22 protein-coding genes and 1 pseudogene are annotated in these 25,526 nt (G+C 45.4%); 14 read left to right on the top strand and 9 right to left on the bottom strand.

The genetic code is table 11. The features are described 5' to 3' along the window. Positions 1–76 precede the first annotated feature (76 nt). The gene (locus QUB64_RS03020; RefSeq protein ID WP_333266350.1) at positions 77–1,165 is read right to left on the bottom strand and encodes a glycosyltransferase family 2 protein; all 1,089 of its coding nucleotides are present in this window, start codon (positions 1,163–1,165) and stop codon (positions 77–79) included. A gap of 259 nt (positions 1,166–1,424) precedes the next feature. On the opposite strand from QUB64_RS03020, the gene QUB64_RS03025 reads away from it, so the two are divergent. From QUB64_RS03025 to QUB64_RS03035, 3 genes are all read left to right on the top strand, one after another. Beyond that, complete coding sequence (locus tag QUB64_RS03025) at positions 1,425–1,652, top strand: hypothetical protein (protein ID WP_333266352.1); 228 nt, start codon at positions 1,425–1,427, stop codon at positions 1,650–1,652. A gap of 118 nt (positions 1,653–1,770) precedes the next feature. Further along, a complete protein-coding gene (locus tag QUB64_RS03030) occupies positions 1,771–2,805 on the top strand; it encodes a glycosyltransferase (protein WP_333266353.1) in 1,035 nt (344 codons plus the stop codon). Between the two features lie 130 nt (positions 2,806–2,935). After that, positions 2,936–4,387 carry an NAD(P)/FAD-dependent oxidoreductase gene (locus QUB64_RS03035; RefSeq protein ID WP_333266355.1) on the top strand — a complete coding sequence of 484 codons (1,452 nt, stop codon included), beginning with the start codon at positions 2,936–2,938 and terminating at the stop codon, positions 4,385–4,387. Positions 4,388–4,579: 192 nt separating this feature from the next. Here QUB64_RS03035 and QUB64_RS03040 read toward each other — a convergent pair whose 3' ends face one another. Genes QUB64_RS03040 through QUB64_RS03055 form a run of 4 tightly spaced genes read right to left on the bottom strand, consistent with a single transcriptional unit; the run spans position 4,580 to position 6,100 of the window. Beyond that, complete coding sequence (locus QUB64_RS03040; protein ID WP_333266356.1) at positions 4,580–4,936, bottom strand: HepT-like ribonuclease domain-containing protein; 357 nt, start codon at positions 4,934–4,936, stop codon at positions 4,580–4,582. Then, the gene (locus QUB64_RS03045) at positions 4,914–5,261 is read right to left on the bottom strand and encodes a nucleotidyltransferase family protein (protein WP_333266359.1); all 348 of its coding nucleotides are present in this window, start codon (positions 5,259–5,261) and stop codon (positions 4,914–4,916) included. Before QUB64_RS03045 ends, QUB64_RS03040 begins: the two co-directional genes overlap by 23 nt. 39 nt (positions 5,262–5,300) lie before the next feature. Further along, the gene (locus QUB64_RS03050; RefSeq protein WP_333266361.1) at positions 5,301–5,813 is read right to left on the bottom strand and encodes a GNAT family N-acetyltransferase; all 513 of its coding nucleotides are present in this window, start codon (positions 5,811–5,813) and stop codon (positions 5,301–5,303) included. Continuing rightward, complete coding sequence (locus tag QUB64_RS03055) at positions 5,804–6,100, bottom strand: type II toxin-antitoxin system TacA family antitoxin (protein ID WP_333266363.1); 297 nt, start codon at positions 6,098–6,100, stop codon at positions 5,804–5,806. The genes QUB64_RS03050 and QUB64_RS03055 overlap by 10 nt, the downstream gene beginning before the upstream one ends. A 276-nt stretch (positions 6,101–6,376) precedes the next feature. Here QUB64_RS03055 and QUB64_RS03060 point away from each other — a divergent pair, with 276 nt between their 5' ends. The 4 genes from QUB64_RS03060 to QUB64_RS03075 all read left to right on the top strand — a co-directional run bounded on the left by QUB64_RS03060 (position 6,377) and on the right by QUB64_RS03075 (position 9,764). Beyond that, positions 6,377–7,807 (top strand): branched-chain amino acid ABC transporter substrate-binding protein, encoded by a 1,431-nt coding sequence (locus tag QUB64_RS03060; protein ID WP_333266366.1) that lies wholly within the window; start codon positions 6,377–6,379, stop codon positions 7,805–7,807. 385 nt (positions 7,808–8,192) lie between these two features. After that, a complete protein-coding gene (locus QUB64_RS03065; protein ID WP_333266367.1) occupies positions 8,193–9,269 on the top strand; it encodes a branched-chain amino acid ABC transporter permease in 1,077 nt (358 codons plus the stop codon). Positions 9,270–9,432: 163 nt separating this feature from the next. Then, complete coding sequence (locus tag QUB64_RS03070) at positions 9,433–9,678, top strand: element excision factor XisI family protein (protein ID WP_333266369.1); 246 nt, start codon at positions 9,433–9,435, stop codon at positions 9,676–9,678. Next, positions 9,678–9,764 (top strand): element excision factor XisI family protein, encoded by an 87-nt coding sequence (locus QUB64_RS03075; protein WP_333266412.1) that lies wholly within the window; start codon positions 9,678–9,680, stop codon positions 9,762–9,764. The genes QUB64_RS03070 and QUB64_RS03075 overlap by 1 nt, the downstream gene beginning before the upstream one ends. A 43-nt stretch (positions 9,765–9,807) precedes the next feature. Here QUB64_RS03075 and QUB64_RS03080 read toward each other — a convergent pair whose 3' ends face one another. Then, positions 9,808–10,380, bottom strand: a complete 573-nt coding sequence (locus QUB64_RS03080) for a Uma2 family endonuclease (RefSeq protein ID WP_333266414.1) — start codon at positions 10,378–10,380, stop codon at positions 9,808–9,810. A 195-nt stretch (positions 10,381–10,575) separates the two neighbouring features. Between QUB64_RS03080 and QUB64_RS03085 the strand changes: the two genes are divergently transcribed. From QUB64_RS03085 to QUB64_RS03095, 3 genes are all read left to right on the top strand, one after another. Beyond that, positions 10,576–12,141, top strand: coding sequence for a branched-chain amino acid ABC transporter permease (locus tag QUB64_RS03085; protein ID WP_333266371.1), 1,566 nt, complete (start codon positions 10,576–10,578; stop codon positions 12,139–12,141). A 19-nt stretch (positions 12,142–12,160) separates the two neighbouring features. Next, positions 12,161–13,000, top strand: coding sequence for a class I SAM-dependent methyltransferase (locus tag QUB64_RS03090; protein WP_333266373.1), 840 nt, complete (start codon positions 12,161–12,163; stop codon positions 12,998–13,000). 540 nt (positions 13,001–13,540) lie between these two features. Continuing rightward, positions 13,541–14,323: an ABC transporter ATP-binding protein gene (locus QUB64_RS03095; RefSeq protein WP_333266375.1), complete on the top strand. Its 783-nt coding sequence runs from the start codon at positions 13,541–13,543 to the stop codon at positions 14,321–14,323. A 369-nt stretch (positions 14,324–14,692) separates the two neighbouring features. Here the strand turns inward: QUB64_RS03095 and QUB64_RS03100 are convergent, their stop codons facing one another. Together QUB64_RS03100 and QUB64_RS03105 are read right to left on the bottom strand one after the other, a co-directional pair. Further along, the gene (locus tag QUB64_RS03100) at positions 14,693–15,478 is read right to left on the bottom strand and encodes a hypothetical protein (RefSeq protein WP_333266377.1); all 786 of its coding nucleotides are present in this window, start codon (positions 15,476–15,478) and stop codon (positions 14,693–14,695) included. 948 nt (positions 15,479–16,426) lie between these two features. Continuing rightward, complete coding sequence (locus QUB64_RS03105) at positions 16,427–17,272, bottom strand: PEP-CTERM sorting domain-containing protein (protein ID WP_333266379.1); 846 nt, start codon at positions 17,270–17,272, stop codon at positions 16,427–16,429. A 478-nt stretch (positions 17,273–17,750) separates the two neighbouring features. Between QUB64_RS03105 and QUB64_RS03110 the strand changes: the two genes are divergently transcribed. Both QUB64_RS03110 and QUB64_RS03115 read left to right on the top strand, forming a co-directional pair. After that, a complete protein-coding gene (locus tag QUB64_RS03110) occupies positions 17,751–18,458 on the top strand; it encodes an ABC transporter ATP-binding protein (RefSeq protein WP_333266382.1) in 708 nt (235 codons plus the stop codon). A gap of 2 nt (positions 18,459–18,460) precedes the next feature. Beyond that, positions 18,461–18,676, top strand: coding sequence for a hypothetical protein (locus QUB64_RS03115; RefSeq protein ID WP_333266384.1), 216 nt, complete (start codon positions 18,461–18,463; stop codon positions 18,674–18,676). A 271-nt stretch (positions 18,677–18,947) separates the two neighbouring features. Here the strand turns inward: QUB64_RS03115 and QUB64_RS03120 are convergent, their stop codons facing one another. Next, positions 18,948–24,428, bottom strand: a complete 5,481-nt coding sequence (locus tag QUB64_RS03120) for a response regulator (protein WP_333266386.1) — start codon at positions 24,426–24,428, stop codon at positions 18,948–18,950. A gap of 575 nt (positions 24,429–25,003) precedes the next feature. Here QUB64_RS03120 and QUB64_RS03125 point away from each other — a divergent pair. After that, positions 25,004–25,120, top strand: coding sequence for a helix-turn-helix domain-containing protein (locus QUB64_RS03125; protein WP_333266388.1), 117 nt, complete (start codon positions 25,004–25,006; stop codon positions 25,118–25,120). An 86-nt stretch (positions 25,121–25,206) separates the two neighbouring features. Beyond that, positions 25,207–25,526, top strand: a pseudogene (locus QUB64_RS03130) (hypothetical protein); the annotation flags it as partial.

A 25,526-nucleotide genomic window follows, 5' to 3' on the forward strand; every position in this document is an offset into this window, starting at 1 on the left:
TGAGATTGTTTGTGGGTTTCATAAATGGTTGGTGAATCTGCCCCCACAGGAATCATGACCGGAGATTATATAAGTCCTATCTTGTTAAACTATTCAATCGCATTTTTTCATATACCTGCGACGGCAGCATTCTGTGAACTTTCGTCCGCTTCTCAATCGTTGCAAGTGTCGTCCCTTGATTCAATTCTGATGTTTGTTTTAATTTTAAGCCTGATTTGGTTGGCGGTGAAACTATAATTTTCAAAATGCTTTCTATTGACAGTAAGTACAGATTGTGATGCAATAGTGCCATCAAAAAATCTTCTGTGAAAGCTAGATACAGCCAAGATAATGTACTCCGGTAATTGCCACTGCTGTTGCTTCTGAATGCTAAGTAAATGTAAAAACTGCTGCTAGACCAGCGATAAATACTGCTGGGAATTTCGGGATGTCGCTGCCGGACATCTGCCATAATTAAAGAGTGAGATTTTGCCATTGCTGCATAGTTGCCAGACATACTGCTGGCAATCTGTCGGTAGCCAACTAAATATTCTGGCACTACTTTAAATTGATAATGTTCGGCTATGCGGAGGTAAAGTTCCCAGTCTTCGCAGCCTTGAGCGCTTTCTAGTTTAAATTGACAGTTGTACCCGCCGACTTTCTCGAAACAAATGCGCCGAATTAGAGATGAGCTGGCATTGCCTATGAAATATTTATAAACTAATGGTGTGTAAACTGCTCCTGCGATGGTGGAGTTGTAAAATCCACCTGTGAGCAAGTCTTGTTCGTTGATATCAACTGACCAGGAATAGACAACTCCAACAGATGGTGCTGAGTCAGTCAGGCATTTTACTTGTTTTTCTAGGTTTTGCGGATACCAAATATCGTCGGCATCGATGGGTGCAATATATTCGCCTTTGGATTTTTGAATTGCTAGGTTGCGAGCGGCGGCGACTCCGGCATTTGATTGCTGCAATAAAATAATTCGGCTATCTTTTTGAGCAAAGGATTTGATGATTTCAGCGGTTGTGTCTGTAGAGCCGTCGTCCACAACTAAAATTTCTATATTCTGATAAGTTTGAGATAGCACAGACTCGATTGTTTGCGCAATAAATTCCTCAGCATTGTAAGCAGGTATAATTACTGAAATTAATGGCTGATTTAAATTGTGTTTGGTGTTGTTCATGCGATATAAAAACTTTTTTATGTAAAAATTGTGACTCTCTGACACCGATTTAATGGTATCTTAACAAAGACCTAAGGTCGATCGCACACTGTCGGAAATTTTAAGATGTATATTTTAAATCTCTTGCCAAAACTCATAAAATGTGCATTGACACAGTAGTCGGGATACAGACTTGGTGCAGGAGTCATTGGCGGATCGGGTGTGTCAAAGAAACTGTACGGGGGCAAGTCCTCACAGTCGGCTGGTCTCCGTATTGAATATGTTGCATTTTATACTAAAAACTAACTATAAAATCAAAGTCTTGTGGGCTGGAACGCTGTCAGACACAATGGCTGGTGGGGCTTTTTCTAAGGTTTACAAAAACAATCATATATATAAAGATTCTGTAAAGCTGCTATCTGCATCAGGTCAGTCTCAGCCAGATTTGGCGTACAATACAGGGATGAATGGGGAAAAATGCAGTCTACAATGCGAGAAAAAAATTTAGTTGAAGAGAAACAGAAATCGGGTGATCAACAAAAAATTAGAGCTGATTTTACCCTTCGTAAAGTAGCAGCATTGAAATTAACTCATTTTTTTGTCAGGTAATTTAAACAATTTTGGTGATGAATTATACCGCACATCCTACTGTATCCGTGATTATCCCCGTCCACAACGGGGGATCTTACTTCCGCACCTGTTTGTCAAAACTGGCTCAAGCTGTACCGAGACCGATCGAGATTATTGTAGTAGCAGATGGCGAAAGCGACGGTTCCTGGCGTCTGGCCAAGGAATTCGGCGCAAAAGTCATCAGAATTCCCGAATGTGGCGGCCCGGCCCGAGCGAGAAATTTGGGAGCGCAAGCTGCGAAGGGAGATATTCTGTTTTTTGTGGATGCTGATGTCGCTGTTTGTCCTGAGGCTGTGGGTTATGCCAAATCGGTGTTCAAAAATAATCCCTACTTGGCTGCTTTGATCGGCTCCTATGACGATTCCCCCGGAGATCCTGGTTTTCTATCGCAGTACAGGAACCTGCTGCACCACTACGTGCACCAAACTGGTAACGAAGAAGCTTCAACTTTTTGGGGGGCTTGCGGAGTGATTCGCCGGGAAATTTTTTTGCAGATGGGTGGCTTTAATGAAAGTTATCGCCGAGCTTCGATCGAAGATATTGAGCTCGGCTACCGTTTGAAACGAGCCGGTTATAACATTCGGCTGTGCAAAACATTGCAGGTGAAGCATTTAAAGCGCTGGGAAGCGATGGGGATGGTGAAAGCTGACTTTTTTTACCGAGCGCTCCCTTGGACAGAATTGATTTGTCGCGATCGCCAATTGAATAATGACCTCAACTTGCAAGTCTCGAACCGGATCAGTGTAGTTTTAACTTATGCAATGCTGCTGTCAGTTGTGGGGACGTGCTGGTCGCTCAACTTTCTGGTACTGGCTGGCTTGCTGGCAATACCGCTGGTAGCAATTAATGCACCGCTTTACAGCTTTTTTCAGCAAAAACACGGTCTCGTATTTGCGCTGAAAACAATTCCTTGGCACTGGCTTTTCTATTTTTACAGCGGACTGGCATTTGCGATCGGCACGGCTCGCCATGTGTTGTCCCCAAAAAAGCCCTTGACTGGCAAAGTTAGTTTGCCAGTATCCGCTCAATGAATCAAGGCAAATTGTCCTGCAACCTCTGTAGCTCGATCGATAGTCGATCGGGGTATTCAATGGTGAATCTATAAATTTTATAAGTTATAAATAATTGTATAGTTCGATAAACAAGCTGGAGGTAGGCTGAGTGAAACATTATCCTGTGGCGATCGTGGGTGCTGGGCCTGCGGGTTTGACTGCTGCCTACGAGCTGGTCAAGCAAGGCATCATCCCTGTTGTACTGGAAAAAGGGGATAAAGTTGGCGGGTTGGCCCGCACGGAAACCTACAAAGGCTACCGTTTTGACATTGGGGGCCACCGATTTTATACTAAAGTTGAAGCGGTGCAGCAGTTGTGGCAAGAGGTACTGGGAAATGACTTTATTAAAGTGCCGCGATTGTCGCGAATTTTTTATCGAGGTCGTTTTTTTAACTATCCGATCAGTGCCTTCAATACTCTGTTTAATTTGGGGATAATTGAGAGTGCGCTGATTATCTTGAGCTATCTGAAAGTTAAAATCTGGCCGCTGCGGGAAGAAGCAACTTTTGAACAGTGGGTGATCAATCGTTTTGGCGAACGTTTATACAAAACATTTTTTAAGACTTACACTGAAAAAGTTTGGGGAATTCCCTGCTCGGAAATTCAAGCGGATTGGGCGGCGCAGCGGATTAAAGGATTGTCCCTGACAACAGCGATCGTTAATGCTTTGTTTGGCAGCAACGACACCAAAACGTTAATCAAAGAGTTTGACTATCCGGCTTTGGGGCCGGGGATGATGTGGGAAAAGTTCGCGGAAGCTGTGGAAAAAAAAGACGGCAAAGTTGATCTCGATACTAAGGTGATTAGCTTTGAGCGTGAAGGTAATAAAATTCAAAGTATTACTGCTGAGCATAACGGAGAATTAGTTCAATATTCGGCGGAGAATTTCATTACGAGTATGCCGATATCGGCGCTGGTAGCAAGGCTGCAACCGCAGCCGCCGGCAGAGGTGTTGCACGCGGCGCGATCGCTAAAATATCGAGATTTTTTGATTGTATCGCTGATTGTCGATCGCCCAAACTTGTTTCCTGACAACTGGATTTACATTCATTCTCCCGAAGTCCAAGTCGGACGGATTCAGAACTTTAAGAATTGGAGTGCTGCATTGGTTCCCGACGCCAGCAAAACTTGTTTGGGAATGGAATATTTTTGCAATGAAGGCGGCGAACTTTGGGAAATGTCGGATGCTGAACTTGTGGAGTTAGCAACCCGTGAGTTGGCCGAGTTGGGTTTGGTAAAAGCTGCGGATGTTAAGGATGGGGTGGTGTTGCGCCAGCCGAAGGCTTATCCTGTTTACGATGCGGAATATCGCGGACATTTGCGGGTTTTGGAAAGTTTTTTGACTGGGATTGATAATTTGCAGACGATCGGGCGAAATGGTATGCACCGATACAATAACCAAGACCATTCTATGCTGACGGGGATGCTGGCAGCGAGAAATCTGCTTGGGGAAAAGCACGATTTGTGGGATGTGAATACTGAGCGATCGTACTATGAAGAATTTAGTGTCGATCGGTCTCAGGAAAAAACCGCGTCTTCGTTGATTTCACAGTCTAGTTGATTTTTGGAACTATGGTAATAGACCTCTTTTAACTGGTTCCCAGGCTCTGCCTGGAAACCTATTTCCCGAGGCTCTGCCTCGCGTGCTGGAGGCATATCCTCCGGGTAGGCATTCCCAGGCAGAGCCTGGGAAGGAGATATTTACGCTCGGCATAGCTTCGCCGCACGTGTTTTTGCGTTTGTGGGCGATCGCTCAACTATCATCAGGTAAGGTCGGCAATAATTCCTCTATTTGTACCAGTAAACTAGGCAAAACACTTGTAACAATATTCCAAATAACTTCCGAACTCACTTGGTCATAACGGTGAACTACAATATTTCGTAAGTTAATGGCATTTCGCCAATCGATTTCGGGATGTGACTGCTGAAACTCGATTGAAACCCTCCGGGCTGCCTCCCCCAAAATTCCCAACTGCCGCTCTACGGCACTTTGGATAAAAACACTTTCAAGATAAGTCTCGCATGAAACATCAGCCGTAAACTCTTGAATCAGACGGATTGCCTGCGCCATGTCCCAAAGTGAAGCGCTATCCCGCTCGTTGGCTTGCATAAATCACTCGATAGGTTTTTAAAATGTTCGATCGCCGATAGGGATTTTTTAACTGCTTCTTTTCCACCAAATCTACACAACGGTGAAATAAATCCTCTATTTCCTCCTGCATTCCCAATAAATGAGAAAGCGTGAGGCGGTGGGATGGCTCATAGGTAACTAATACATCCACATCGCTATCAGGGCGAAAGTCATCCCGCAGCACTGAGCCAAACAGGGCAAACTCGACAATGTTCCAGCGCTGGCAAAATTGTGCGATCGCATCTAGAGAGACTTTTAGGCGATCGTTCAACACGTATTCTAAATCTGACTGCAACTCAATCATGCGCTAGCAAACCTCCAACGACAGCAAATAACGTCTGAGCTAAAGTGAAGCAATCGCATCGCTAACTTTCACCATCACAGTCATAGGCTCGATCGGGGAAACAATAAATCCGCACTTCTCATAAAACCGCTTGGCATCTTCCGAGATAGCGTGTACGATAATTGCCCGTATCCCTGCAATCTCAGCAGCTTGCAAAGTGCGAAGAATTGCATCCCGCAGTAGAGCGCGTCCGATGCCGGAGCCTTGCCAATGGCGATCGACTGCGAGCCTTCCTATTACCATTACAGGAATCGGATCGGGCATATTGCGCCGGACTTTACCAGTTGCAGCAGTTTGTGCTACTGCTCCAGTTGCCAGACAATAGTAGCCAATGACTGCTTGGCTATGGCACAAAACATAAGTCCGTGAAGCCCCCTCTAACTCATTTTTCAGAGCGCGGCGCTTGAGCCATTCATCTAACTGATTGTTGCCTGAATCAAAGCTCTCAATTTGATGTAACGAGTTCAGTTTTTCGGGCGGACACAGTTTGTTTAAATCTCGCTCTAATCCCACGGAGATTTTCTTTTTAGTAATGCGTTTAGCTTCTGGTTGGGAGTCGGTGGTGCATCAAGCAGCGCCAAAAATTGCTTAAGTTTAAGTTCATCTAGCCCAAAAAAACATCTGTCGAGAAGAACATCTTGAGCTTTTTGGTAGGCTGATTCCAGCATGAACTCCGATCGGCTCTTTCCCTGTAATTGGGCCGCGCGATCGATTAGATCGCGTTGATTTGGCTGAGCTCGAATGTTGATTGTAACATCGCGGGTCTGGCTGACTGGCCCTTCAGATACTGGCGGGTACATAATAGTTACGTCCGGCTAAACAGAGCAGTAATTAGAGCTAGTAGCTCTAGAATATTTATATCTTAACTTTTTGTATATACAATGTCAACACATTGACTGAAGGTCAACACATTGAGTGTAATTTGCGATCGCGACTCTAGTTAACCGCCATGAAATCCTGAACTCACCCATAGTACGGAAAAAGCCCCCGCCGCACCGAATACAGGATATCTGCCGCAAGTCCCAAGCTTGTTGCAGCAGTATATCTCTAACAGTTTGCCTAAAATTTTCAAATTTATGCTAACTCTTGACTACATACTTACAACGGTGAAAAATATGCAAAAACAGAAGCAACAAACCAACCAACCTATGAACATTTCCCAGAAATCAGGCAAAAGTGCCACACCCTCAAAAACCTACACCACACTGAATCTCAGCGCCGCAGGATTGCGGAAAATACTTGTAGCCGCCGGCATAGCCTCTCTGTGCGCTAGCTGTCAAAGTCCTCAAACACCGACCGCCACAACTCCCGGCAGCACTCCGGGATCAACTCCCGCAGCCACTCCCGTCGCTGTCAGCACCCCCGGAGACCCAAATACTGTCAAAATAGTCTCCATGCTCCCCATGACAGGTAGCGCGTTGGGTCAAGCTCAAACAATGGTCAACGGCATCAAACAAGCACTCGCCGAAACCGACTCGAAAGCTTGCGACGGCAAAATCAAAATCGAATACGAAGTTCTCGATGACGCCACCGCCGCCGCCGGCAAATGGGACCCGTCCCAAGTAACCTCCAACTCTAACAAAGTCGCCGCTGACGGTTCGGTAGTTGCCGTCATCGGTCACTATAACTCCGGTGCCGCCAAACTTTCCATTCCCGTGCTCAACCAAGTTAACGTCGTGATGATCAGTCCGGCCAATACTTATCCGGGACTGACTAAACCGGGAAAAGGCGAACCCAAAGAACCCAACGTTTATTATCCCGCAGGTACTCGCAATTTCACCCGGGTTGTGCCTGCTGATGACCTTCAAGGTTCTGTCGCCGGTAACTGGGCGAAATCTTTGGGCGTGCAAAAAGTCTTCATTTTGGACGACCAAGAACTCTACGGTAAAGGTATCGCTGACGTTTTTGAAGCAACTGCTAAAAAGCTGGGCATTCAAGTCCTCGGCCGGGAGGGAATCGATATCAAAGCTAGCGACTACAAAGCGCTAATGAATAAGATCAAAGCTTTAAATCCAGACATGATTTACTTCGGCGGCACTACTCAGAGCAACGCCGGACAAATAATTAAAGACATGAGAAATGTCGGGATGGCGGCTGATGCAGTTAAGTTCATGGGCCCGGATGGCATTAAAGAGCAAGCTTTAATTGATGCCGGAGGCAAAGATGCCGAGGGTGTTTATGCTACTTTTGGCGGCTTGCCTCCTAAAGAATTGACTGGTGAGGGCGCGAAGTGGTACGAAGGTTACAAGGCAAAATATAATGCTGAACCGGAAGCTTATGCAGCTTATGCTTTTGAATCTGCTAAAGTGGCGATCGCAGCAATTAATAAAGTCTGCAAAAATGACCGGGCTGCGATCCGCGATGCTGTCTTGGCAACTAAGGATTTTAACGGGGTACTCGGCAATTGGAGTTTTGACGCTAACGGCGACACGAGCTTGACTGTAATGTCAGGAAATGTGGTTAAAGGCGGCAAGTGGGAGTTTGTGAGCGCGCTCAAGGCGGAATAATTGGTCAGTGGTCATTTGTCAGTGGTCATTTGTCAGTGGTCATTTGTCAGTGGTCATTTGTCAGTGGTCATTGGTTATAACTGATAAATAATCGCTAAGAATTAGAGTAGCGATCGGAACACCAAAGATTCCTAATTCCCAAATTTTGCTTGTTACCAGGCTCTGCCTGGTAACGCAGATATTGAGGCTCTGCCTCGTTTTACCTCGCAGCTTATAGTAAAAAAGATTATAGGAGGTGTTTAAGTTATTAAATTTTAGTTCCTAAGAATTAGAGTAGCGATCGGAACACGAAAGATTCCTAATTCCCAATTGACAATTCTCAATTTTCCAATTTCCCCTGGTCAATTCCTAATTCCCAATTCCCAATTCTAAATCTCCCAAAAATATGAAAAAATGGCAGAGTATTCTTCTATATGTAGGTGTAGCTTATATAGTTTTGTTATTAGGGCCGATCGCCGGATTTGACTTGCCCAAAATTATTGGAGAAATAGCTAGCAGTCCTGAGGTTTTAATCCAACAATTATTAGTAGGCTTGGTCAATGGGGCGCTGATTGCGATTATTGCTTTAGGTTATACGATGGTTTACGGCATTATTGAGTTAATCAATTTTGCTCACGGCGATTTGTATATGTTGGGTGCTTTTGCTTCCCTGACAGTGTTCGGAGCTTTTGGCATTCAAGACGGCGCACCTTTAGCGGTTGCTATACCGGTGATGTTAGTCGCTTTAATTGTCTGTTCGGCGTTTTGTGCTGGACTGAATATTGTTGTCGAAAAGTACGCTTATCGACCTTTACGCAATGCTCCGCGTTTGGCTCCTCTCATTTCGGCGATCGGAGTTTCTTTTATCTTTCAAAATATGGGGCTGTTTTGGGGAGGATTGAAAGCTTTTATTCCGGTGATGGGTTCTAATTCGGCTGCTCCGAAAAGCTTTCCCGATTTGTTGCCGCGAGTTGATATTCTCAAAGCTTTGGGAATTCAAACAAGTATTGTGTTTACCACTAAGGATTTAATTGTGTTGGTGGTGGCGCTAGCATTGATGGTTTTGCTTCACGTGTTCGTGCAGTACACTCGTCTGGGAAAGGCGATGCGGGCTACGGCTCAAAGCCGCGATGCTGCTAAAATCATGGGAATTAATGTCGATCAGATTATTGCTCTGACTTTTTTGATCGGGGGAGCTTTGGCTGGTTCGGCGGGGATTCTGGTTGGTTTGTACAACAATACTATTGTTTTTACGATGGGTTTTACGGCGGGATTGAGGGCTTTTACGGCGGCGGTTTTGGGTGGAATTGGCAATATTGTGGGGGCGATGTTGGGCGGAGTTTTGATTGGGTTGCTTTCGTCTTTGAGCGATCAGTATTTGTCGAGCCGCTGGACTAATGCTTGGGTGTTTGGGGTTTTGGTGGTGATTTTGGCTTTTCGGCCTGGCGGTTTGTTGGGCGAGAATGTTCAGGAGAAGGTTTGAAAGTGCAGTAGGTTTGGGATTGGTTTGTAGTTTGGTTTGTAGTGAGGACTTTAGTCCGCAAAAAGAAGGACTGAAGTCCTCACTACAAACATCCCACGAGTTGTTCTAGCAGATGGAAAAATCCAAATTTTTGTTTCTCTCCTGTTCAGGAGGTTATTACGAGATGGATAAACTAGAAGAATACCGCGAGTTAATCTATAAAATTTTGTCTTACTATGCCAGCCTACCGTACAGATACGGTGAGATTAATAGCAAAGTCATTGTTAGCCAAGATCGTAATGATTTTTTATTAATGAATGAAGGGTGGGAGGGTCAAAGACGAGTTGATTATTGCCTCATTCATGTTGAGGGGAAGGTAAACTTTGGATTCATTATGACGGTATTGAAGACGGGATTACTGATGAATTAGTGGAGGGCGGGGTTGCTGAAAATTGCATTGTTTTAGCTTTTCATTCGCGGGAAGTACGCCAGCATACCGGATTTGCGATCGCCTAAAACATCCGCTGGTAAAATATCGAGTTAACTATCCACTATCAAATTAAATATTCCCTGGTTTGAGCCAGCCAAAAACTTCGCCTAAAGTCAACTGCATTTCCGGCATAAAGTTGGGGACGGGAAGTATATCTGTCGGTTCTTGCAGAGAAATTGGCTGTTGTTGGGCTGGATAGACTAAAATGTTTTTTTCATCTGGATCGAGCAACCACCCCATCTGGCAACCGGCGTTCAAACAGTGCAAAATATTGTTGGTGACTTTGGTTTGGCTTTGGCCCGGTGACAAAATTTCGATTGTCCAGTCTGGGTAAGCGTTAAATGTATTGGCAATTTCACCGTCAGCGTCTAGGGGAATTCGATTCCAAACAAAAATCGCGACATCGGGAACAATAGAACGTCCGCCAAAGGTGCAGCGAAGTTCTGGTAAGGCGATGGCAATTTGCGGTTTCTCTGCAATGTCGTTGATGACTGTTACGAGTCTGCCTTGCAGTTTGCTGTGTTTTCCTTTTGGCATGGGTTTTTGTAGTATAGCACCGTTGATGTATTCGCTAGCGGGTTTGGTTTCTGGCAATTGCAAAAACTCGTCGAGGGTGATAGTTTTTTCAGGAGCTTGTACCATATAGCGATCGCCCTTTTGAATAGTGTTGCGGTAACAGTTCCAGTATATTTCAATTTTCGATTGCTCGGCCCAAACAATCGCAGCCAAAGTATCCTACACTTTAATTAACCCGATCGCATAGCGATCGATAGTTCCTAGATAAATCTGTTACATCCGTTACATCCCGTACATTGCTCGTTGCCGAACTTCCTTCTTATGTCAAACAAAATAATCCAAGCAATTAAATCGAGCGGTATATTAGGGGCGATCGCCTTTTTGACTGTTGTGCTCTTCGGCGGTTGGAGTGGAACTGTAATCGGGTGGCTGATGGGCACGGCTGCGGGCTTCATTAGCTGTCAAGAGCAAAAGGTTAACAGCCCGAAAATGGGTGCAACAGCCGGCAGTTTGGCTGGCTTGGGTTTGGGCATTTGGCTGTTAGTTGCTAGCGTGCTCGAAGGGGTTTTAGTTCGACCGTTTTCGGGTCAATCTGCTGTGGATTTGCCGACTACTCTACTGTACGGGATTTGCAGTTTGACGATCGCAACTTTGACAGCTTCGTTAATGGGTGCTTTGCAGGGTTTGCCGGGAGAACGCCAGCGACAAGCAACTCTGGTAACATTAGCTTTTATCTTAATTCTGTTTCCGTTTATCGATCTGGAGGCTAAGACGGGCTGGATTGCTACGGTAGTACAGATTCAAATCTTTATTATGCTCGCCCTGGGTTTGAATATTACGGTGGGTTTTGCGGGTTTGTTGGATTTGGGATATGCGGCGTTTTTTGCGATCGGCGCTTACACCACGGCTTTGCTATCTTCCGGGCAGATAAATATTGCTTGGAATTTTTGGCTGGTTTTGCCGATCGCCGCGGCTGTAGCTGGAATTGCGGGCGTTATCCTGGGTATTCCGACACTGCGCCTCAAGGGCGATTATTTGGCAATTGTTACCCTCGGTTTTGGCGAAATTATCCCGGTGGTATTTCGGAATTTAACCGCAATTCGCATCGACGAGCCAATCTCGAAGATTGTCGCTTCAATTTTGGGTAAGCCGGAATTGGTGCTGTGTCTAGTTGGGTGCGATCGACCTTTTAACCTCACCGGCGGCGAAGCGGGAATTAACCCGATCGGGCGTCCATCTCTCCCGATCGTCGGTACATTCAGTACCGGCAACTACTTTCCCTGGTACTACCTAATATTACTGCTCGTTGTCTTCTCTTACTTCATGATTTCGCGGCTCCGAGATTCCCGCTTGGGGAGGGCCTGGAATGCCATGCGGGAAGATGAATTAGCGGCGAGTGCCATGGGCATTAACCTGGTCAAAACCAAACTTTCGGCTTTTGCGATGGGAGCGACGTTTTCGGGCTTTGCAGGTGCGTTTTACGCCGCTTATATCAGCGCGATTTTTCCCAGCGTCTTCGATTTCTCGGTGTCGGTGATCATCCTGTGTATGGTGATTTTAGGCGGTTTGGGCAACATGACTGGGGTGATTTTGGGCGCTATTATTATCATGTCTGCCGATCGGCTTTATCTCCCCCAACTCGCCCAAGTCCTCAAAGGTTTTCTGAATACCTTTGTACTTCCCAGAATAGCAATTCCCCAGTTAGCCGACTTTTTAGCAACCAGTTTAGACCCTATTCAACTGCGCTTATTTCTATTCGGTTTAACCCTAGTTGTCATGATGATCGTGCGGCCAGAGGGGCTGATTCCCGATCGCATCCACGAAGCCGAACTGCATTCGGATGGTGCAGCGACCAACGAATCTTTAGCAGATGCCAGAAGTCAATAGTAAACGTGAAAGATTAGCCATGAACAATGTAACTGGGACTGCTTTTATCGTGGCAGAATTTAGAGCCGAAGAAAACCAAGAAACGGCCCCGCTTTACACTGATAATGTAGTAAAAATCTGGCTGAATGAGGAAACAAAAGAAATCGCTGCTAAAATAGCTCAAAACTCTCCCGCCGCCAAAGAAATGGTGAAGCTGCGGACTAAGTATTTTGATGATGTTTTGTCAAATCAAATTTTAGGATGTTGCAAACAAGTAGTTATTTTAGGCTCCGGCTTGGATACTCGTGCTGCGAGAATTAATGGAGAAAAAGCGACTTATTTTGAAATAGACGATCGCGCTACACTGCAATTAAAGGAAGAAACTCTCAAAGCCAACAAAATTACTGCAAATGTTCGCTACATTCCCGGCGATTACGTAAAAGACGGTTTAATCTCCTTGCTGAAACACAGCGAATTTAATTTCGAGCTACCGACATATTTTTTGTGGGAAGGCAACACAACCTTGCTTGCTAAAAAAGATGTAATATTTGTGTTAGAACAAATTCGCGACAATGTTAATGATTTTCGATTGTCTTTTGATTATATGTCGGAGCAGGTGATTTTGAGAACCACTGGCTACCAAGATATCAATGATTACATAGATAAATACGAAAGTATGTATGCACCGTGGATTACTGGGTTTGACCAAATTGCCTCTTGGGCTGATGAACTCAATCTCAAACTGATTGAGAACTTCTCGACGGCAGATTTGCACGCACAATATCGCCCTCTCCGTTCGCTGGAATCTAATCTTTTTAAGTTCTATTTTGTCTGTACGTTAGAAAATATGTCCGACAATAGACTTGAATTTCAAAAATAGCGAGGACGGCGTCGAAGCCCATCCCACAAAAAGTTTTTTTCTTGTGGGATGGGCTTCGACGCCGTCCGAAAACTTGATAAAAAGGACTTTTGCAATCTTGTATAATCTCCCAAGTTGATTTTCGAGAGTGAAAGTTATCAAATTCTGTAGGGTGCGTCAGAGAGAGAGATTAGACTCAACTCAAACAATCTTCTGCTGACGCACCTTACCAAATCCAAGTAATACGATTTTGACACGATTTGGCGACCAAAGAAGTGTTTGGTTAATTTCCTCAATCATTTTGTAAGGTGCGTCGCTGCTAGATTGTCGATATGCAAGTTCGGAATTTATCGCAGGCGACACACCCTACGACTCATGTTGCATTCGCCAATAAAAATTGGTATAACAAAAACTACCCACAATCACAAATTAGAGGCTCAAATCCTCGTATATTCTGAAAAGTGCGTGACGCCAGAAGCCTGCTAGATTCCACCTAAATCTATTTGCAGTCACGCACCCTACCCGAGAAGATCAAAACTAATATCAGGAAACACAACCAAAATGTCACTATTAGAAGCACAGCAACTTACAATGAGATTCGGCGGTTTGACAGCCGTCAACCAGGTTAGTTTAACTTTAGAAAAAGGCTCGATCGCCAGTTTGATAGGCCCCAACGGTGCGGGGAAAACCACTTTTTTTAATATGCTGACGGGTATCTACAAACCGAGTGCTGGTGAGTTGGTACTTGACAATAAAAATATTACCGGTTTAGCGCCCGATCGCCTGACAAGTTTCGGGATTGCTAGAACTTTTCAAAATATCCGCTTGTTTAACAATATGACTGTGCTGGACAATGTTTTGGTAGGTAGACACTGCCGATTGAAAACAGGTTTGTTGGGTGCAATCCTCCGCCCACCGACTGCGATGTCGGAGGAACGGGAAGCTAAAATAAAAGCCCTGAATATGCTGGATTTTGTCGGTTTAGGCGTGAAAAAAGCGCCGGAGTTGGCGAAAAACCTTTCCTACGGCGACCAGCGGAGATTGGAAATAGCGAGGGCTTTGGCTTCCGATCCGAAAGTGCTGCTTTTGGACGAACCGACTGCGGGGATGAATCCGAATGAAACGGCTGATTTAACTCGGTTTATTTACCGGATTCGCGATGAGTTGGATTTGAGTATTTTGCTGATCGAACACGATATGAAAGTAGTGATGGGAATTAGCGATCGCGTTAGCGTGATGGAGTACGGTACTAAAATTGCTGAGGGAACTCCCGCAGAGGTTCGCGCAAATCCTCGCGTGATTGAGGCATATTTGGGAAAAGAAGAAGAAGATGGCAGTGTTTAGTATTTTAGGAATGGCGCACTCGACTGGAACCTGGTTTTTTACCTGGATTCAAGGCTATAAAACAGTCTTAATCGGGTAAGGTGCGCGCAGTGCGCACCCTAAATATAGAAGTTCTGCGTCCCAAAATGTTCTTTCTTCTTCCTTCCTTCGGCTCCCTTCGGCTACGCGAGCGGGCAAGACGCTCAGGACAAGTTTTTTTACCTCTCGCGAAGCCTTATAGCCTTATAGCCTTATAGCCTTATAGCATTCTTCCTTCTTCCGGGTGATTAATGACGGCCCGACGGCCCGACGGCCCGACGGCAGGACTTCGGTCAACTGTCCCAGGTCAACTGTCCCAGGTCAACTCTTCCTTCTGCTATATTAGCCTTTTCAATCTTGGAATAGCATCCAGATCAGAAATCCCAAACCGAGCGCACCGCCTGCTACTGGCACAATATCGAAACTTTCTGGATCCTTGGTCGGTAGAACTTTCGGAACTTGTGCCAATTCCGCCATAGTTTTTGTGTTCAAAGGTTCAGAAGATTGCGTAGCAGCATTAGTCGGTGCTGTTGCAGAGTTATTTTCAGACGGTGCTTTGATGGTAGGATCTTCGGAAACAGGACTTGGATTAATTTTGACTTGCTCAACTCTGTCTGTATAATCTGTATAGGATGGAGTTTGGCTTGGATTTTTTCCTGTATCTAACTGTTCTTCAAAATGGATCGATTTGAAAAAGATTTTTAAAGGATCTTCATCGGGAGGGAGCGAGTTAATTTCCTGACTGTTTGCAGATTGCGATCGAACATTATTCACAGGTGCGACAGGAGTAGATTCTGTCTCGCTGTTGGGTACAAAAACATCATTAATCTGAACAGATAAATGCCCCAATATCGATGTCATCTGATCTCCTAACAGCGGGGACTTTTGATCGGTGTCGGGCACTGCAATACTTAACAAGTCTTTTTTCAAAAAAATGTCGCGATCGGATATATTTATATTGGGAGGAAAAATATCTGACGCACCGCGTTCATAAATAATTTCTTTCGTGTTTGCTTCTTCCACCTCATAACCCGTAATAATAGCAGCACTGCTAGAGGAAATATCTAAGTTCCAGCTAGCAACTAAGGGTGCAGCCAATAATAATAAGCTTTGACCCAAACTACGGTTTCTATTCATATTTGCAGCACCTGATGATTTTTACTTTTCAGTAATGATACGGATACCAAACCCTGTGTTTGGTTAATTCCCGTTCAATAATCATAGTAGACGAAGCGCGACTTTACGTAAAGTTATGATGAAGATATGAGATTTTTCTATAAATGCTATGTAAAGCTATAGGGGTTTTCAATTAAGTGAGGTACCTGGGTAAGTAATTACCGATTAAGTAGATGAGCAGGAAAATACACAAGTAGTCAAAAGCGAGGGTCACTCCGTGAAACGTTAGCTTTCGGGATCTGCGGGAAAGCAAACGCTTTTGTGATGACAGCAATACACATTCTGTGACATAAAAAAGTTTAAAAATTTATTTGCACCTACCTACTTACCTGTTTCTCAATTACCAAAAACCCCAGCGTACCTCATGTCACACCAATTCTCAAAAGTTCTGCAACAGTAGTCGGGTGCGGAGCCATTTTTTTATACCTAAAAAAATAGCGACCTTCTTACAGCGAGCCACCTGACAAACAGGGCCAGTGGAAACAATCCTCCGTTTCACTATTTCCCAATACTTCTTTTGTAGCAAAAATTTTACGAAATGGTATTACACCAGAAGTGCTATAGTTACAAATTAAAGTTTAATGGCAACTGCAACCAAAATTTACATAATTCAAAAATAATATTTTATACTAATAAAAAACCCAACTCAAAAAACACATGGTTGATAATTATTTGTATTTACCTGCTTAGGTAACTGATTAAACTAGACTTCTTGCATAAATCTTTGATTGATAAGCTGTTGTGCATTTAAATTGTATATTTCCTAAACCGATCAAAAATTCTCTCCCCATCGAACCCTCTCCCCCTCAATCACCATAGACAATCTAGATGCACAACAGCTTAGGGAAACCGCAGATGAACGCAGATACCTTCAAGATATTTTGCGCTTTTTGCAATCTAGCCTACTGATTAAGCAGCTTTTGATTTGACTTCAGACAATTTATTCTTGAGTTTTCGCGCCCTGACAAACAATCCTAAAAATATTGCAGTACCTAATACTGTGCTCGGTTCGGGAACTGCTTCTGCCTCTGCGATATTGTTCTTAACTTCTACTAATGTTAAGTTGGTGGCGCTGTCGAATTTCCGCGAATACACCCCTGAAGTATAGAATACGCTTTGTGCTACACTTCCTTCAGCCTGGAAATTAAAATTAATTGCTGTCGGATCAAAGCTGTTGGTGGCGGAAAAATCATAATAAAGACCCTCTGAAGAGTCTAAACTGCTGGCAAGTTGAAAAGAGTCTAATAGAATGTTAGTAACCGTGTTAATCAACCAGAAAGATATGCTGCCTGTCGCATTGGCGCGTTCGGCTTTGTGATTGTCAACTGATGTTAAAAGATGTAAAAATGTCTGGAAATTGAAGGAGAAAGTTTGTTTGGCATCAATGTAGAAGTCGCCGATAACTGTTGCTTGACTTTCGGCTAAACCGTAATAGTTGCTGCCATAGTTGTTGCCGGTGCCTTGGACTGTAGTCTCTGAGAGATTTCCTGCCAGCAATTCGTGACAGTTTGATATAAAAAATGCATCAGCTTTCGCATCGCTAATTACAACACCATTCTCAGCTATCGTCAAAGTGTAAGCGTTAGTCGATGTACGTGTGTCTGTCGGTTTGTGACTGAAGTTGTCAATGCTTACTTCTGCCGCAGAACCTGCTATTGTGACAGCACTGCTGGGCGCTATACCTACAGTCAAGCCGGTGACTAAAGGAGTTGCTAATAAAAATGCGATCGCTCCGGTACTGGGATTTAATTTCATGGTAAAAGATCCGGGAATTTTCTGGATTGTAACTGCTGTTATTTTTTTCGTAATTTCTAGTAAGTAGATGAGCGGGAAAATACACAAGCCTGATCTCGAAGAGAGTGAAACTAAGTGAAGATCTCTTCGTGAGTGCTCTCTAATGAAAGCAATAGCAGAGCTTCTGACAGAAATACAGATTTTGTTACACAGTAAGGTTTATTTGCAGCTACTTAGTTGTTTTTCCCTTACGTATTCATACTATCTCTTTACTGAGAGATTGCTATAAAGTTACTGTCAAGAAATCTTTTGTTTGATTAAAGGTTCTGTAAAGTTGGCGGCAATAACTTCTCAAAATATATGGTATTCGAGCGATCGCTGGGTATTGACTTAAGTAAAAAAACTCCCTACTATAAAAAGGGTTAATTTAAAATAAATGCAATAAAACTTTATAATGAGTAGGGATAATATAACAAAGGACAAAGCAGAAAGAGTAATTATGCTAGAAATCAAAGACATTCACACCTACTACGGCAATATCCACGCTCTCAAAGGAATATCGCTAACAGTCTCGCAGGGAGAAGTTGTGACATTAATCGGTAGCAACGGGGCGGGGAAAACTACAACTCTGCGCACGATTCAAGGGTTGCTGCGCCCGCGCCTGGGTACTGTATTGTTTGAGGGAAAGCCTTTGGAATCGCTGTCTACAGAGGCGATCGTCCGTTTGGGCATTTCTCAAAGCCCGGAAGGGCGGCTGATTTTTCCGCGCATGACGGTACAAGAAAACCTGGAAATGGGTGCTTATCTACGCAACGATACTCTCGGTATCAAGTCTGATATGGAAAAAGCTTTAAATTTATTTCCCCGTTTGCGAGAAAGAATTAGTCAAAAAGGGGGCACTCTCAGCGGGGGGGAACAGCAAATGCTGGCGATCGGCCGGGCTTTGATGTCGCGCCCGCGTTTGCTATTGTTGGACGAGCCGAGTATGGGCTTGGCGCCGATGTTAGTCAGTCAAATTTTTGCGATCGTCCGCGATATTAATGCGGGCGGAACTACTATTTTACTGGTGGAACAAAACGCCCGCATGGCTTTAAGTGTAGCTCACCGCGGCTATGTGATCCAAACTGGTGAGGTTGTAGTCGCTGGTAGTGCTACCGATTTGCAGTCAAATGAAACTGTTCGCAAAGCGTATTTAGGTGAAAGTTAAATATGGGCATTGGGAATTGGGCATGGGGAATGGGGCATGGGGCATGGGGCATGGGCACTCGCAGGGCAGTGGGGCATGGGGCATGGGGCATGGGCACTCGCAGGGAATGGGGCATGGGCACTCGCAGGGAATGGGGCATGGGCACTCGCAGGGAATTGGGAATTGGGAATTGGGAATGGGGAATTGGGAATGGGGAATTGGGAATTGGTAATTGGTAATTGGGAATTGGGAATTGGAAATTGGGAATTGGAAATTGGGAATTGGGAATTGGGAATTGGTAATTGGTAATTGGTAATTGGTAATTGGTAATTGGTAATTGGTAATTGGTAATTGGTAATTGGTAATTGGTAATTTTCTACCTAACTAATGCCCGATGCCCGATGCCCGATGCCCCATGCCCGATGCCCCATGCCCAATTCCCCATGCCCGATGCCCCATGCCCGATGCCCCATGCCCGATGCCCGATGCCCGATGCCCCATGACTAATGACTAATTCCCCATTTGCGATCGCAACTTCCCCGTTTGCAATTCCGTCTCAAAAGCCGCCCGCACCTTTTCCCACTCCGCTTCGGCTTCCAACAGGCGATCGCGCGCTGTCCTCGCATCAAAAACCTGTTCCCCTCCAGACTCAACCGCCACGCGGCCCATCAACTCCAGCTCCTTGCAAACTTCAGAAAAAGACACGGCTCCTAAATTAGCGCTGCTCGACTTCAGCGTGTGAGAAGCCAGCTTCAAACTGTCAGCATCGCCCCGAAAGATAGCCTCCTTAATTGTTTCTAAATGCTGCTGTGCGTCTAACAAATATATCTTAATCAACTCCCCCAAAAAATCCGGATCTTCGTCATCATCTAGCTCGCGGAGATTGTGCAAAACATGAAAATCAATCGGTGAATTTTCTACCGGTGTAACGCTCGACGTTCCAGCAGCACCACTGCCATTGTTATCAGAAATATCTGGATTTTTCGGCTCAGTAACGGCATTCAATTCATCCGGATGCAGCGGTTGGCACTTGCTGAGGGCGAGCGCCAACTCTTCCCGGCGCACGGGCTTAGTAATATAATCGTCCATACCCGCTTCCAGACACTTTTCGCGATCGCCCTGCATCGCATTAGCAGTCATCGCAATAATTCTCGGCTTCTTGTGAGCTGGCCATTCCCGACAAATGCGGCGCGTGGCTTCCAACCCGTCCATCTCCGGCATCTGCACGTCCATCAGCACAGCATCGTAAGATTGTCGCTTCAAGGCCTCCAAAACCTCCAACCCATTAGCCGCAATATCGGCCCGATATCCGATCCTGTCGAGCAAATGGGTAGCGACTTTTTGATTCACCACATTGTCCTCGGCCAGCAAAATCCGAATCTGACTAGAATTACCTGGAGCGTGTGGGGCAGAATTGCTCGGAACCTGCCTCAAAACCGCAGGTGTCCGCTGCACGCGGTGCTGTTGTTGAGAATTTTCAAAATACTTCAATCCCGAAGTCAAAGTCGGCACATTTGAAATTTCTCCCTTGCCGCTTCTGCCGATAACATATCCAAAAACTTGCAGCAATACATTATAAAACTGTGACTGTTTTAGAGGCTTAGTTAAAAAAGCCGAAAAATGTACTTCTGTAGTTTCAAGTTTTTTCCAAACTTCTGCCTTGCTCAAATAAGTAAACAGCACCAAAGGTAGCGTAACTTTGCGAGGGCTTTTAACTGTGATTACATTCGGATTTAGCCCGTCGCCGCTAGACAAATTGCTCAGCTCCAATGAACGAATCTCCACAGCCAAAGCCACACCGTCCATATCTGGTAGATTCATCGCCAAAATAGCCAAATCGATCGCCGAATTTTCTTTGATGATTTCCAAAGCCTCAGCACCCGAAGTTACAGCCTGGGGTATCATTCCCCAAGCCTCAGCTTGCCGGATCAAAACTTGCCGGTTAATGGCATGATTCTCGACAATTAACAAACGCTTACCAGCAGCAAATTCCGGCAGTTTTTCCTCAGCCGCGGTTTCCGTCGCTTCAGCAATCACCGTGAAATAAAAAATCGAACCCGAACCCGATATCGACGGCCCATAAAATCCCGCAGGCGGCGTTCCTGCGGTACTTTGTCCGATCGCATAAACAGCAGGTTGAGACTTGGAACTTCCCGGAGCAACCTGACTGACAACCCACATTTTACCCCCCATCAGATCGCTCAAACGCTGGCTGATAGCCAGTCCCAAGCCCGTCCCGCCGTAATGTCGCGTTGTCGAAGCATCCACCTGCGAAAAAGCTTTAAACAGGCGATCGATCCTGTCTGGCGGAATGCCAATGCCCGTATCTTGGACACCAAATTGAATCTCGTATTCTCTCCTACCTGCCAACTGTTGCGGCTCTAGAATATTGCTTATTTCCGGCAAACTCTTAGCAGGTAATCTCTCGATTTTCCTAGCCGTACAGCAGACGACAATTTCTCCAGATTCTGTAAATTTAACTGCATTGCCCAGCAGATTTACCAAAATTTGGCGCAGCCTCGTGACATCTCCTAAAATGTTTTTGGGAACAGAATCCTCAATAAAGTAAGCCAACTCTAAACCTTTTTCCGACGCTCTTGGAGCCAGCAATTCCAGAGATTCTTCTATACAGTTTTGCAGCTCGAAGGGGCTGCGTTCCAAATCCATTTTACCCGATTCTATCTTGGAAAAGTCTAGAATATCGTTAATAATAGTCAGCAAAGCATCGCCGCTGGTGCGAATTGTCTCCACAAAATCGCGCTGTTCTGGAGTTAGTTGCATATCCAGCAGCAAACCCGTCATCCCGATTACCGCATTCATCGGAGTGCGGATTTCGTGACTCATAGTCGCTAAAAATTCGCTCTTAGCTCTGTTAGCAACTTCCGCCGCTTGTCGCGCTTGCTCCAAAGCTTCATTTTGCTCTGCCAACTGTTGCTGTCGCTGAACTACCGTTTCTAAAAGTCGTGCTTGAGCTAACGTAATTCCGACTTGAGCGGCAACATCTTCTAACAGTTCAATTTCGTCGGGAGTCCACTGGCGAGTTGCATCGCACTGGTGCAAAGTAATAATTCCATTCGGTTCTCCTTGATAGGAAGTGCGAACCGCCAACATAGATTTTAATCCGATGCGGCGGCACATCGGCACGGAAGATTCGAGCAAAGGATCGGCAAACACATCGGGAGATGCCAGGGCTATATCTTCTGCGAGCAGTTTTTCTGTGTAGGGGTTGTAAGTGACAGAAAGTTCTAAATCTAAAGCCGATTCGTGACCGGGTTCTAAGTATTCTGCGACGCAAGGAAGGTGGGGATAAGGTTGGGAAAGATAGGTGTGAATTGTACAGCGATTGACGCCGAATACGCGGCCGATTTGGGTGGCGGTAGTCTGAAAAATTTCTTGAGTGTCTAAGGTCGATCGCACTTTTTGAGTAATTTGCTTGAGCAGCAAAACGCGCTGGTACTGTCGCTGCAAAGTTCGCTCTCGCTCTTCGCGGGCAATTTCCGCACCGATGTAATTGCCCATCAGCTTTAAAATTTCAAAATTCAGCGGTTTTAAAGGAGGTTTAGCGGTGCGGGAAGTAAAGCTCAAAGTGCCAAAAACTCGCCCTTGGACTATTACTCGCGTCCCGACAAAAGCCTCCAACCTGCGCACGGCGTAAGCGGGATGCTGCTTCCACGGAGTAGTGCCGGCTGATTCGATCGAAATAGGTTCGATCGATCGCAAAACCTCTCGCTCGAAGGTTCTGCTTAAAGAAAAACCGTCTCCTTTTGCAAATCCGAAGGGAAAATCCGACGGTACATAAGCCGCGAGCACTTCGTAGCGATCGCCCAAAACCCTGCCCAACAGCCCGATATCCATCCCAAACTGACTGCAACCCATTGCCAGCAACCGGGCAGTTCGCTCGTCAAAAGAGCCGGACGAGCCCACCATTACCTCGTAGAGCGATCGAATTGCCCGCTCGCTTTCCCGCAGTTCCTCAACCCCTTCAACGCGGTTGCAGACATCGTGCAAAGTCCCTAAAATTCCCACTATTTCACCTTGGGAATTCAGCCGGACTTGGGCAAATATTTCAACTGAAACAAAGCCTGAATTACTGTGAATACCCAATTCGTTTTTGCCCGAATCAGACTTATATTTAATTCGCAGTTCTCGCCGATAAAAAACCGATTTTCTAGACAGCAAAGACTCCAATAAATTTGTACAATGCTGGCGCTCATCTGGATGCACCCACTCAAAAAAATTAGTTTGCAAACTTTCGGCCACCGAAAAACCAGTAATTTCAGTCCAAGCGCGGTTAAGAAATGTCCAAATCCCCGCCGCATCCATCTGGAAAATTACTGTTGCTTTCAAAGAATCAAATACTTGGAATTGCTCCAGATCGCTAGGGCAGTTTTTGAGTTCTAACTGTTTGTTTGGAGTAATATCTGTATGAGTTCCGACTACCCGCAGCGGTTTGCCCGTAGCGCTGCGCAAAACTTGACCTCGGTTCAGCACCCAGACAGTGCTGCCGTCTTTGCAGTACATCCGATATTCTGCTGCAAAATCCGCTGTTTTTTGTGCGAAGTGATCTTCTAAAGCTGCCTTTACTGCGTCAATGTCATCTCGGTGGATGCGACTCCACCATTCCGATCGCCGATTCGAGATTTCCCCTTCTTTGTAGCCGAGCATTTCTTGCCATTGCGCCGAATAAAAAAACTCATCTGTTTCGAGATTCCAATCCCAAATCCCCTGATTGTTGACGGTAGCGGGGTGATTGAGAGGCCCGGCGAAACTGTTTTCAGAAATTTCTGCACCTGGGTGGCGATTTGCTGCCGGAAGCTGTATTTGGGCCAAGAATTTTTTGTATTGCGCGTTGCTAGATTCTAGCTGGCGCTGCAAAGCGATCAAGCCTGAATGCAGAGATTTTGAATCCAGCGCTTGTAAAAGGATAGTTTGAGGATTGACAATCCCGATCGGCTGATTGCTGTCGTTGATGACTAATAAAGGCAACTGGCAGTAGTTTTTTTGCAGCAGGGCGATGGCTGCTTCTAGGGTAGAGTGCGATCGTACCAGGGGCGGCGAACTGCTGCAAATCGCTCCCGCTCTAATTCTGTTGGAGTCTCTGCCCGTGGCCTGCAACTGCACGAGATCCCGCGAACTTACCACCCCAACCAGTTTGTGGAGGTTGGGATTTGTAAATTTGGAATTTTGAGCTGCACCTGTTGAGTTTGGTTCTGGAGTTTCAGTGATTAATACATAGCTAACATTGTGTCGGAACATCAGTTGCGCCAAATAGCGAACCGAAGCAGTAGCAGGAGCGTGAATAATTCGCGAGGCTGCGATTTGAGGGATTTGATCGAGTTTAATTAAACTCGCGGGCAGCTCTAATTTCGGAGGTGAAATTGGCAGTGGCGGAGGAAACGCGAAGGCCGCCGGAGGTGGCGAAAGGATGCTAATTGCTGGTTGTGGCGATTCCCCAATTTCCTGCAACAGTTGCACCCAGGTTTGAGAGCTAATTAAACCGACAAGTTCTTCAGCGTCGTTGATGACTGGCAAATGCCCGATCTGATGTTTCTCCAGCAGATTTGCTAAGGCAAAAAAATCGGGAATTTCCGATTCTCTGGCTACAGTTACGGTTCTGATCATGATTTGCTCGATCGCAAATCCCCTCAAAGCAGCGCCGATCGAATTTAGCTGTACCACATCTCGCGCTGTAAAAATCCCCAGCACCGTCTGCCGAGGGCGATAGGAAGGTTTTGAGCCGTTGAGACTCGGCCCGTTGACGGATGGCTGTACCGCACGCGGTAGGCCGTTGTAGAAACCTGACTGTTCCCGCGATTGTGGGGAAGTCCCGTTGGTGGGATTTCCCAGTTGAAAATTTCCGCGCGGTTCTACCACGAGGACGTAACTGGCTCCTGTGCTGCTCATCAGCTCGATAGCCTCTTCTACGGGCGTCCCAGGGGTGACAGTGAGGGGATGGCGGTTAATGACCTGACTGAGAGAGGGAATAAACATCAGCGGGCATAAAAGTGATATTTGTTGGAAAAACCCGATCGTCGCGGGCAGCAGGTTGATTGAGAGGCTTTGCCCGCGAGGTTACCAAGCGGGCTCAAAGTTTCTGTAGGATTAAAATCACCCCTACTTCTAGCATCTTGGCATTGAAAATTAATTCCGTGCCAAATCCTGACAATTGACGGGCGCTGAAAGTCAGAACCAATGCTATCTAGCAGAGGGCGGACATGAAGACTGGCCGGCAATTCCTCGCCTAACCTAACTGCTGCGGGTTTACGAGAAAGAATTTCTGCGATCGTCTAGACTTCGGCTACTGTGTCGCCCTCAAGGGAATTCTCGCTCGGATTCTGTTGGAGGCAAGATACTTACCGAAAAATTTGGTCTAAAGCCCCGTCCTTGAAGGACGGTTTTTCTAATTGCACTCATATTTCTAGTCAATTTTCGCTCGTATCTGTGTCTCTGTGCGTCCAACAGATTTGCAATAATCTTCAAAAATCTTAAACTCAAACTCTTCAATCGTCAAATCAACTCTTTTTTTTCTTCCTATTTTCGGTGATTGGCTGTACAATAATAGTAACATGAAACTAAGATACCGCTACCGCATTTATCCGCTCGACTCACATCAAATCGCACTCGCCAAATTATTCGGATGCGTGAGAGTCGTTTGGAATGATGCGTTAGCTTTCTGTAAATAATCTTATCAACAAGGTAAAAAATACCAGGGAGGAGTTGAACTTCAAAAACAATTTATAACTCAAGCAAAACAGCTAGAAAATCGTCAATGGTTGGGAGAATTTTCGGCTATTACTCTGCAACAATCAATGATTTAGGGCAAGCTTATCAAAATTTCTTCACTGCCTGCAACGGAAAGCGTAAGGGGAAGAAACTTAAACCACCTAAATTCAAGAAACAAAAATCTCAGCAATCCGCTAAATTTACCAGAAATGGATTCAAGATAACAAGCGACAAAGTTGATCTCGCCAAGATTGGCAAAGTAAAAATAGTTTGGAGTCGTCCAATTCCATCGGCTCCTTCTAGCGTAACGGTAATTAAAGATAGTGCAGACCGCTATTTTCTCAGCTTTGTAGTAGATATTACTCC

This window comes from Microcoleus sp. Aus8_D2, from assembly GCF_036702665.1.
In the GTDB taxonomy this organism is placed as follows: domain Bacteria; phylum Cyanobacteriota; class Cyanobacteriia; order Cyanobacteriales; family Microcoleaceae; genus Microcoleus.

What these genes read in the sequence shown, in the direction of transcription:
- QUB64_RS03020 (WP_333266350.1), bottom strand. Translation starts at nt 1,165, where the DNA reads ATGAACAACACCAAACACAATTTAAATCAGCCATTAATTTCAGTAATT.
- QUB64_RS03025 (WP_333266352.1), top strand. Translation starts at nt 1,425, where the DNA reads ATGTTGCATTTTATACTAAAAACTAACTATAAAATCAAAGTCTTGTGG.
- QUB64_RS03030 (WP_333266353.1), top strand. Translation starts at nt 1,771, where the DNA reads ATGAATTATACCGCACATCCTACTGTATCCGTGATTATCCCCGTCCAC.
- QUB64_RS03040 (WP_333266356.1), bottom strand. Translation starts at nt 4,936, where the DNA reads ATGCAAGCCAACGAGCGGGATAGCGCTTCACTTTGGGACATGGCGCAG.
- QUB64_RS03045 (WP_333266359.1), bottom strand. Translation starts at nt 5,261, where the DNA reads ATGATTGAGTTGCAGTCAGATTTAGAATACGTGTTGAACGATCGCCTA.
- QUB64_RS03055 (WP_333266363.1), bottom strand. Translation starts at nt 6,100, where the DNA reads ATGTACCCGCCAGTATCTGAAGGGCCAGTCAGCCAGACCCGCGATGTT.
- QUB64_RS03060 (WP_333266366.1), top strand. Translation starts at nt 6,377, where the DNA reads ATGCTAACTCTTGACTACATACTTACAACGGTGAAAAATATGCAAAAA.
- QUB64_RS03065 (WP_333266367.1), top strand. Translation starts at nt 8,193, where the DNA reads ATGAAAAAATGGCAGAGTATTCTTCTATATGTAGGTGTAGCTTATATA.
- QUB64_RS03070 (WP_333266369.1), top strand. Translation starts at nt 9,433, where the DNA reads ATGGATAAACTAGAAGAATACCGCGAGTTAATCTATAAAATTTTGTCT.
- QUB64_RS03080 (WP_333266414.1), bottom strand. Translation starts at nt 10,380, where the DNA reads ATGGTACAAGCTCCTGAAAAAACTATCACCCTCGACGAGTTTTTGCAA.
- QUB64_RS03085 (WP_333266371.1), top strand. Translation starts at nt 10,576, where the DNA reads ATGTCAAACAAAATAATCCAAGCAATTAAATCGAGCGGTATATTAGGG.
- QUB64_RS03090 (WP_333266373.1), top strand. Translation starts at nt 12,161, where the DNA reads ATGAACAATGTAACTGGGACTGCTTTTATCGTGGCAGAATTTAGAGCC.
- QUB64_RS03095 (WP_333266375.1), top strand. Translation starts at nt 13,541, where the DNA reads ATGTCACTATTAGAAGCACAGCAACTTACAATGAGATTCGGCGGTTTG.
- QUB64_RS03100 (WP_333266377.1), bottom strand. Translation starts at nt 15,478, where the DNA reads ATGAATAGAAACCGTAGTTTGGGTCAAAGCTTATTATTATTGGCTGCA.
- QUB64_RS03105 (WP_333266379.1), bottom strand. Translation starts at nt 17,272, where the DNA reads ATGAAATTAAATCCCAGTACCGGAGCGATCGCATTTTTATTAGCAACT.
- QUB64_RS03110 (WP_333266382.1), top strand. Translation starts at nt 17,751, where the DNA reads ATGCTAGAAATCAAAGACATTCACACCTACTACGGCAATATCCACGCT.
- QUB64_RS03115 (WP_333266384.1), top strand. Translation starts at nt 18,461, where the DNA reads ATGGGCATTGGGAATTGGGCATGGGGAATGGGGCATGGGGCATGGGGC.
- QUB64_RS03120 (WP_333266386.1), bottom strand. Translation starts at nt 24,428, where the DNA reads ATGTTTATTCCCTCTCTCAGTCAGGTCATTAACCGCCATCCCCTCACT.
- QUB64_RS03125 (WP_333266388.1), top strand. Translation starts at nt 25,004, where the DNA reads ATGAAACTAAGATACCGCTACCGCATTTATCCGCTCGACTCACATCAA.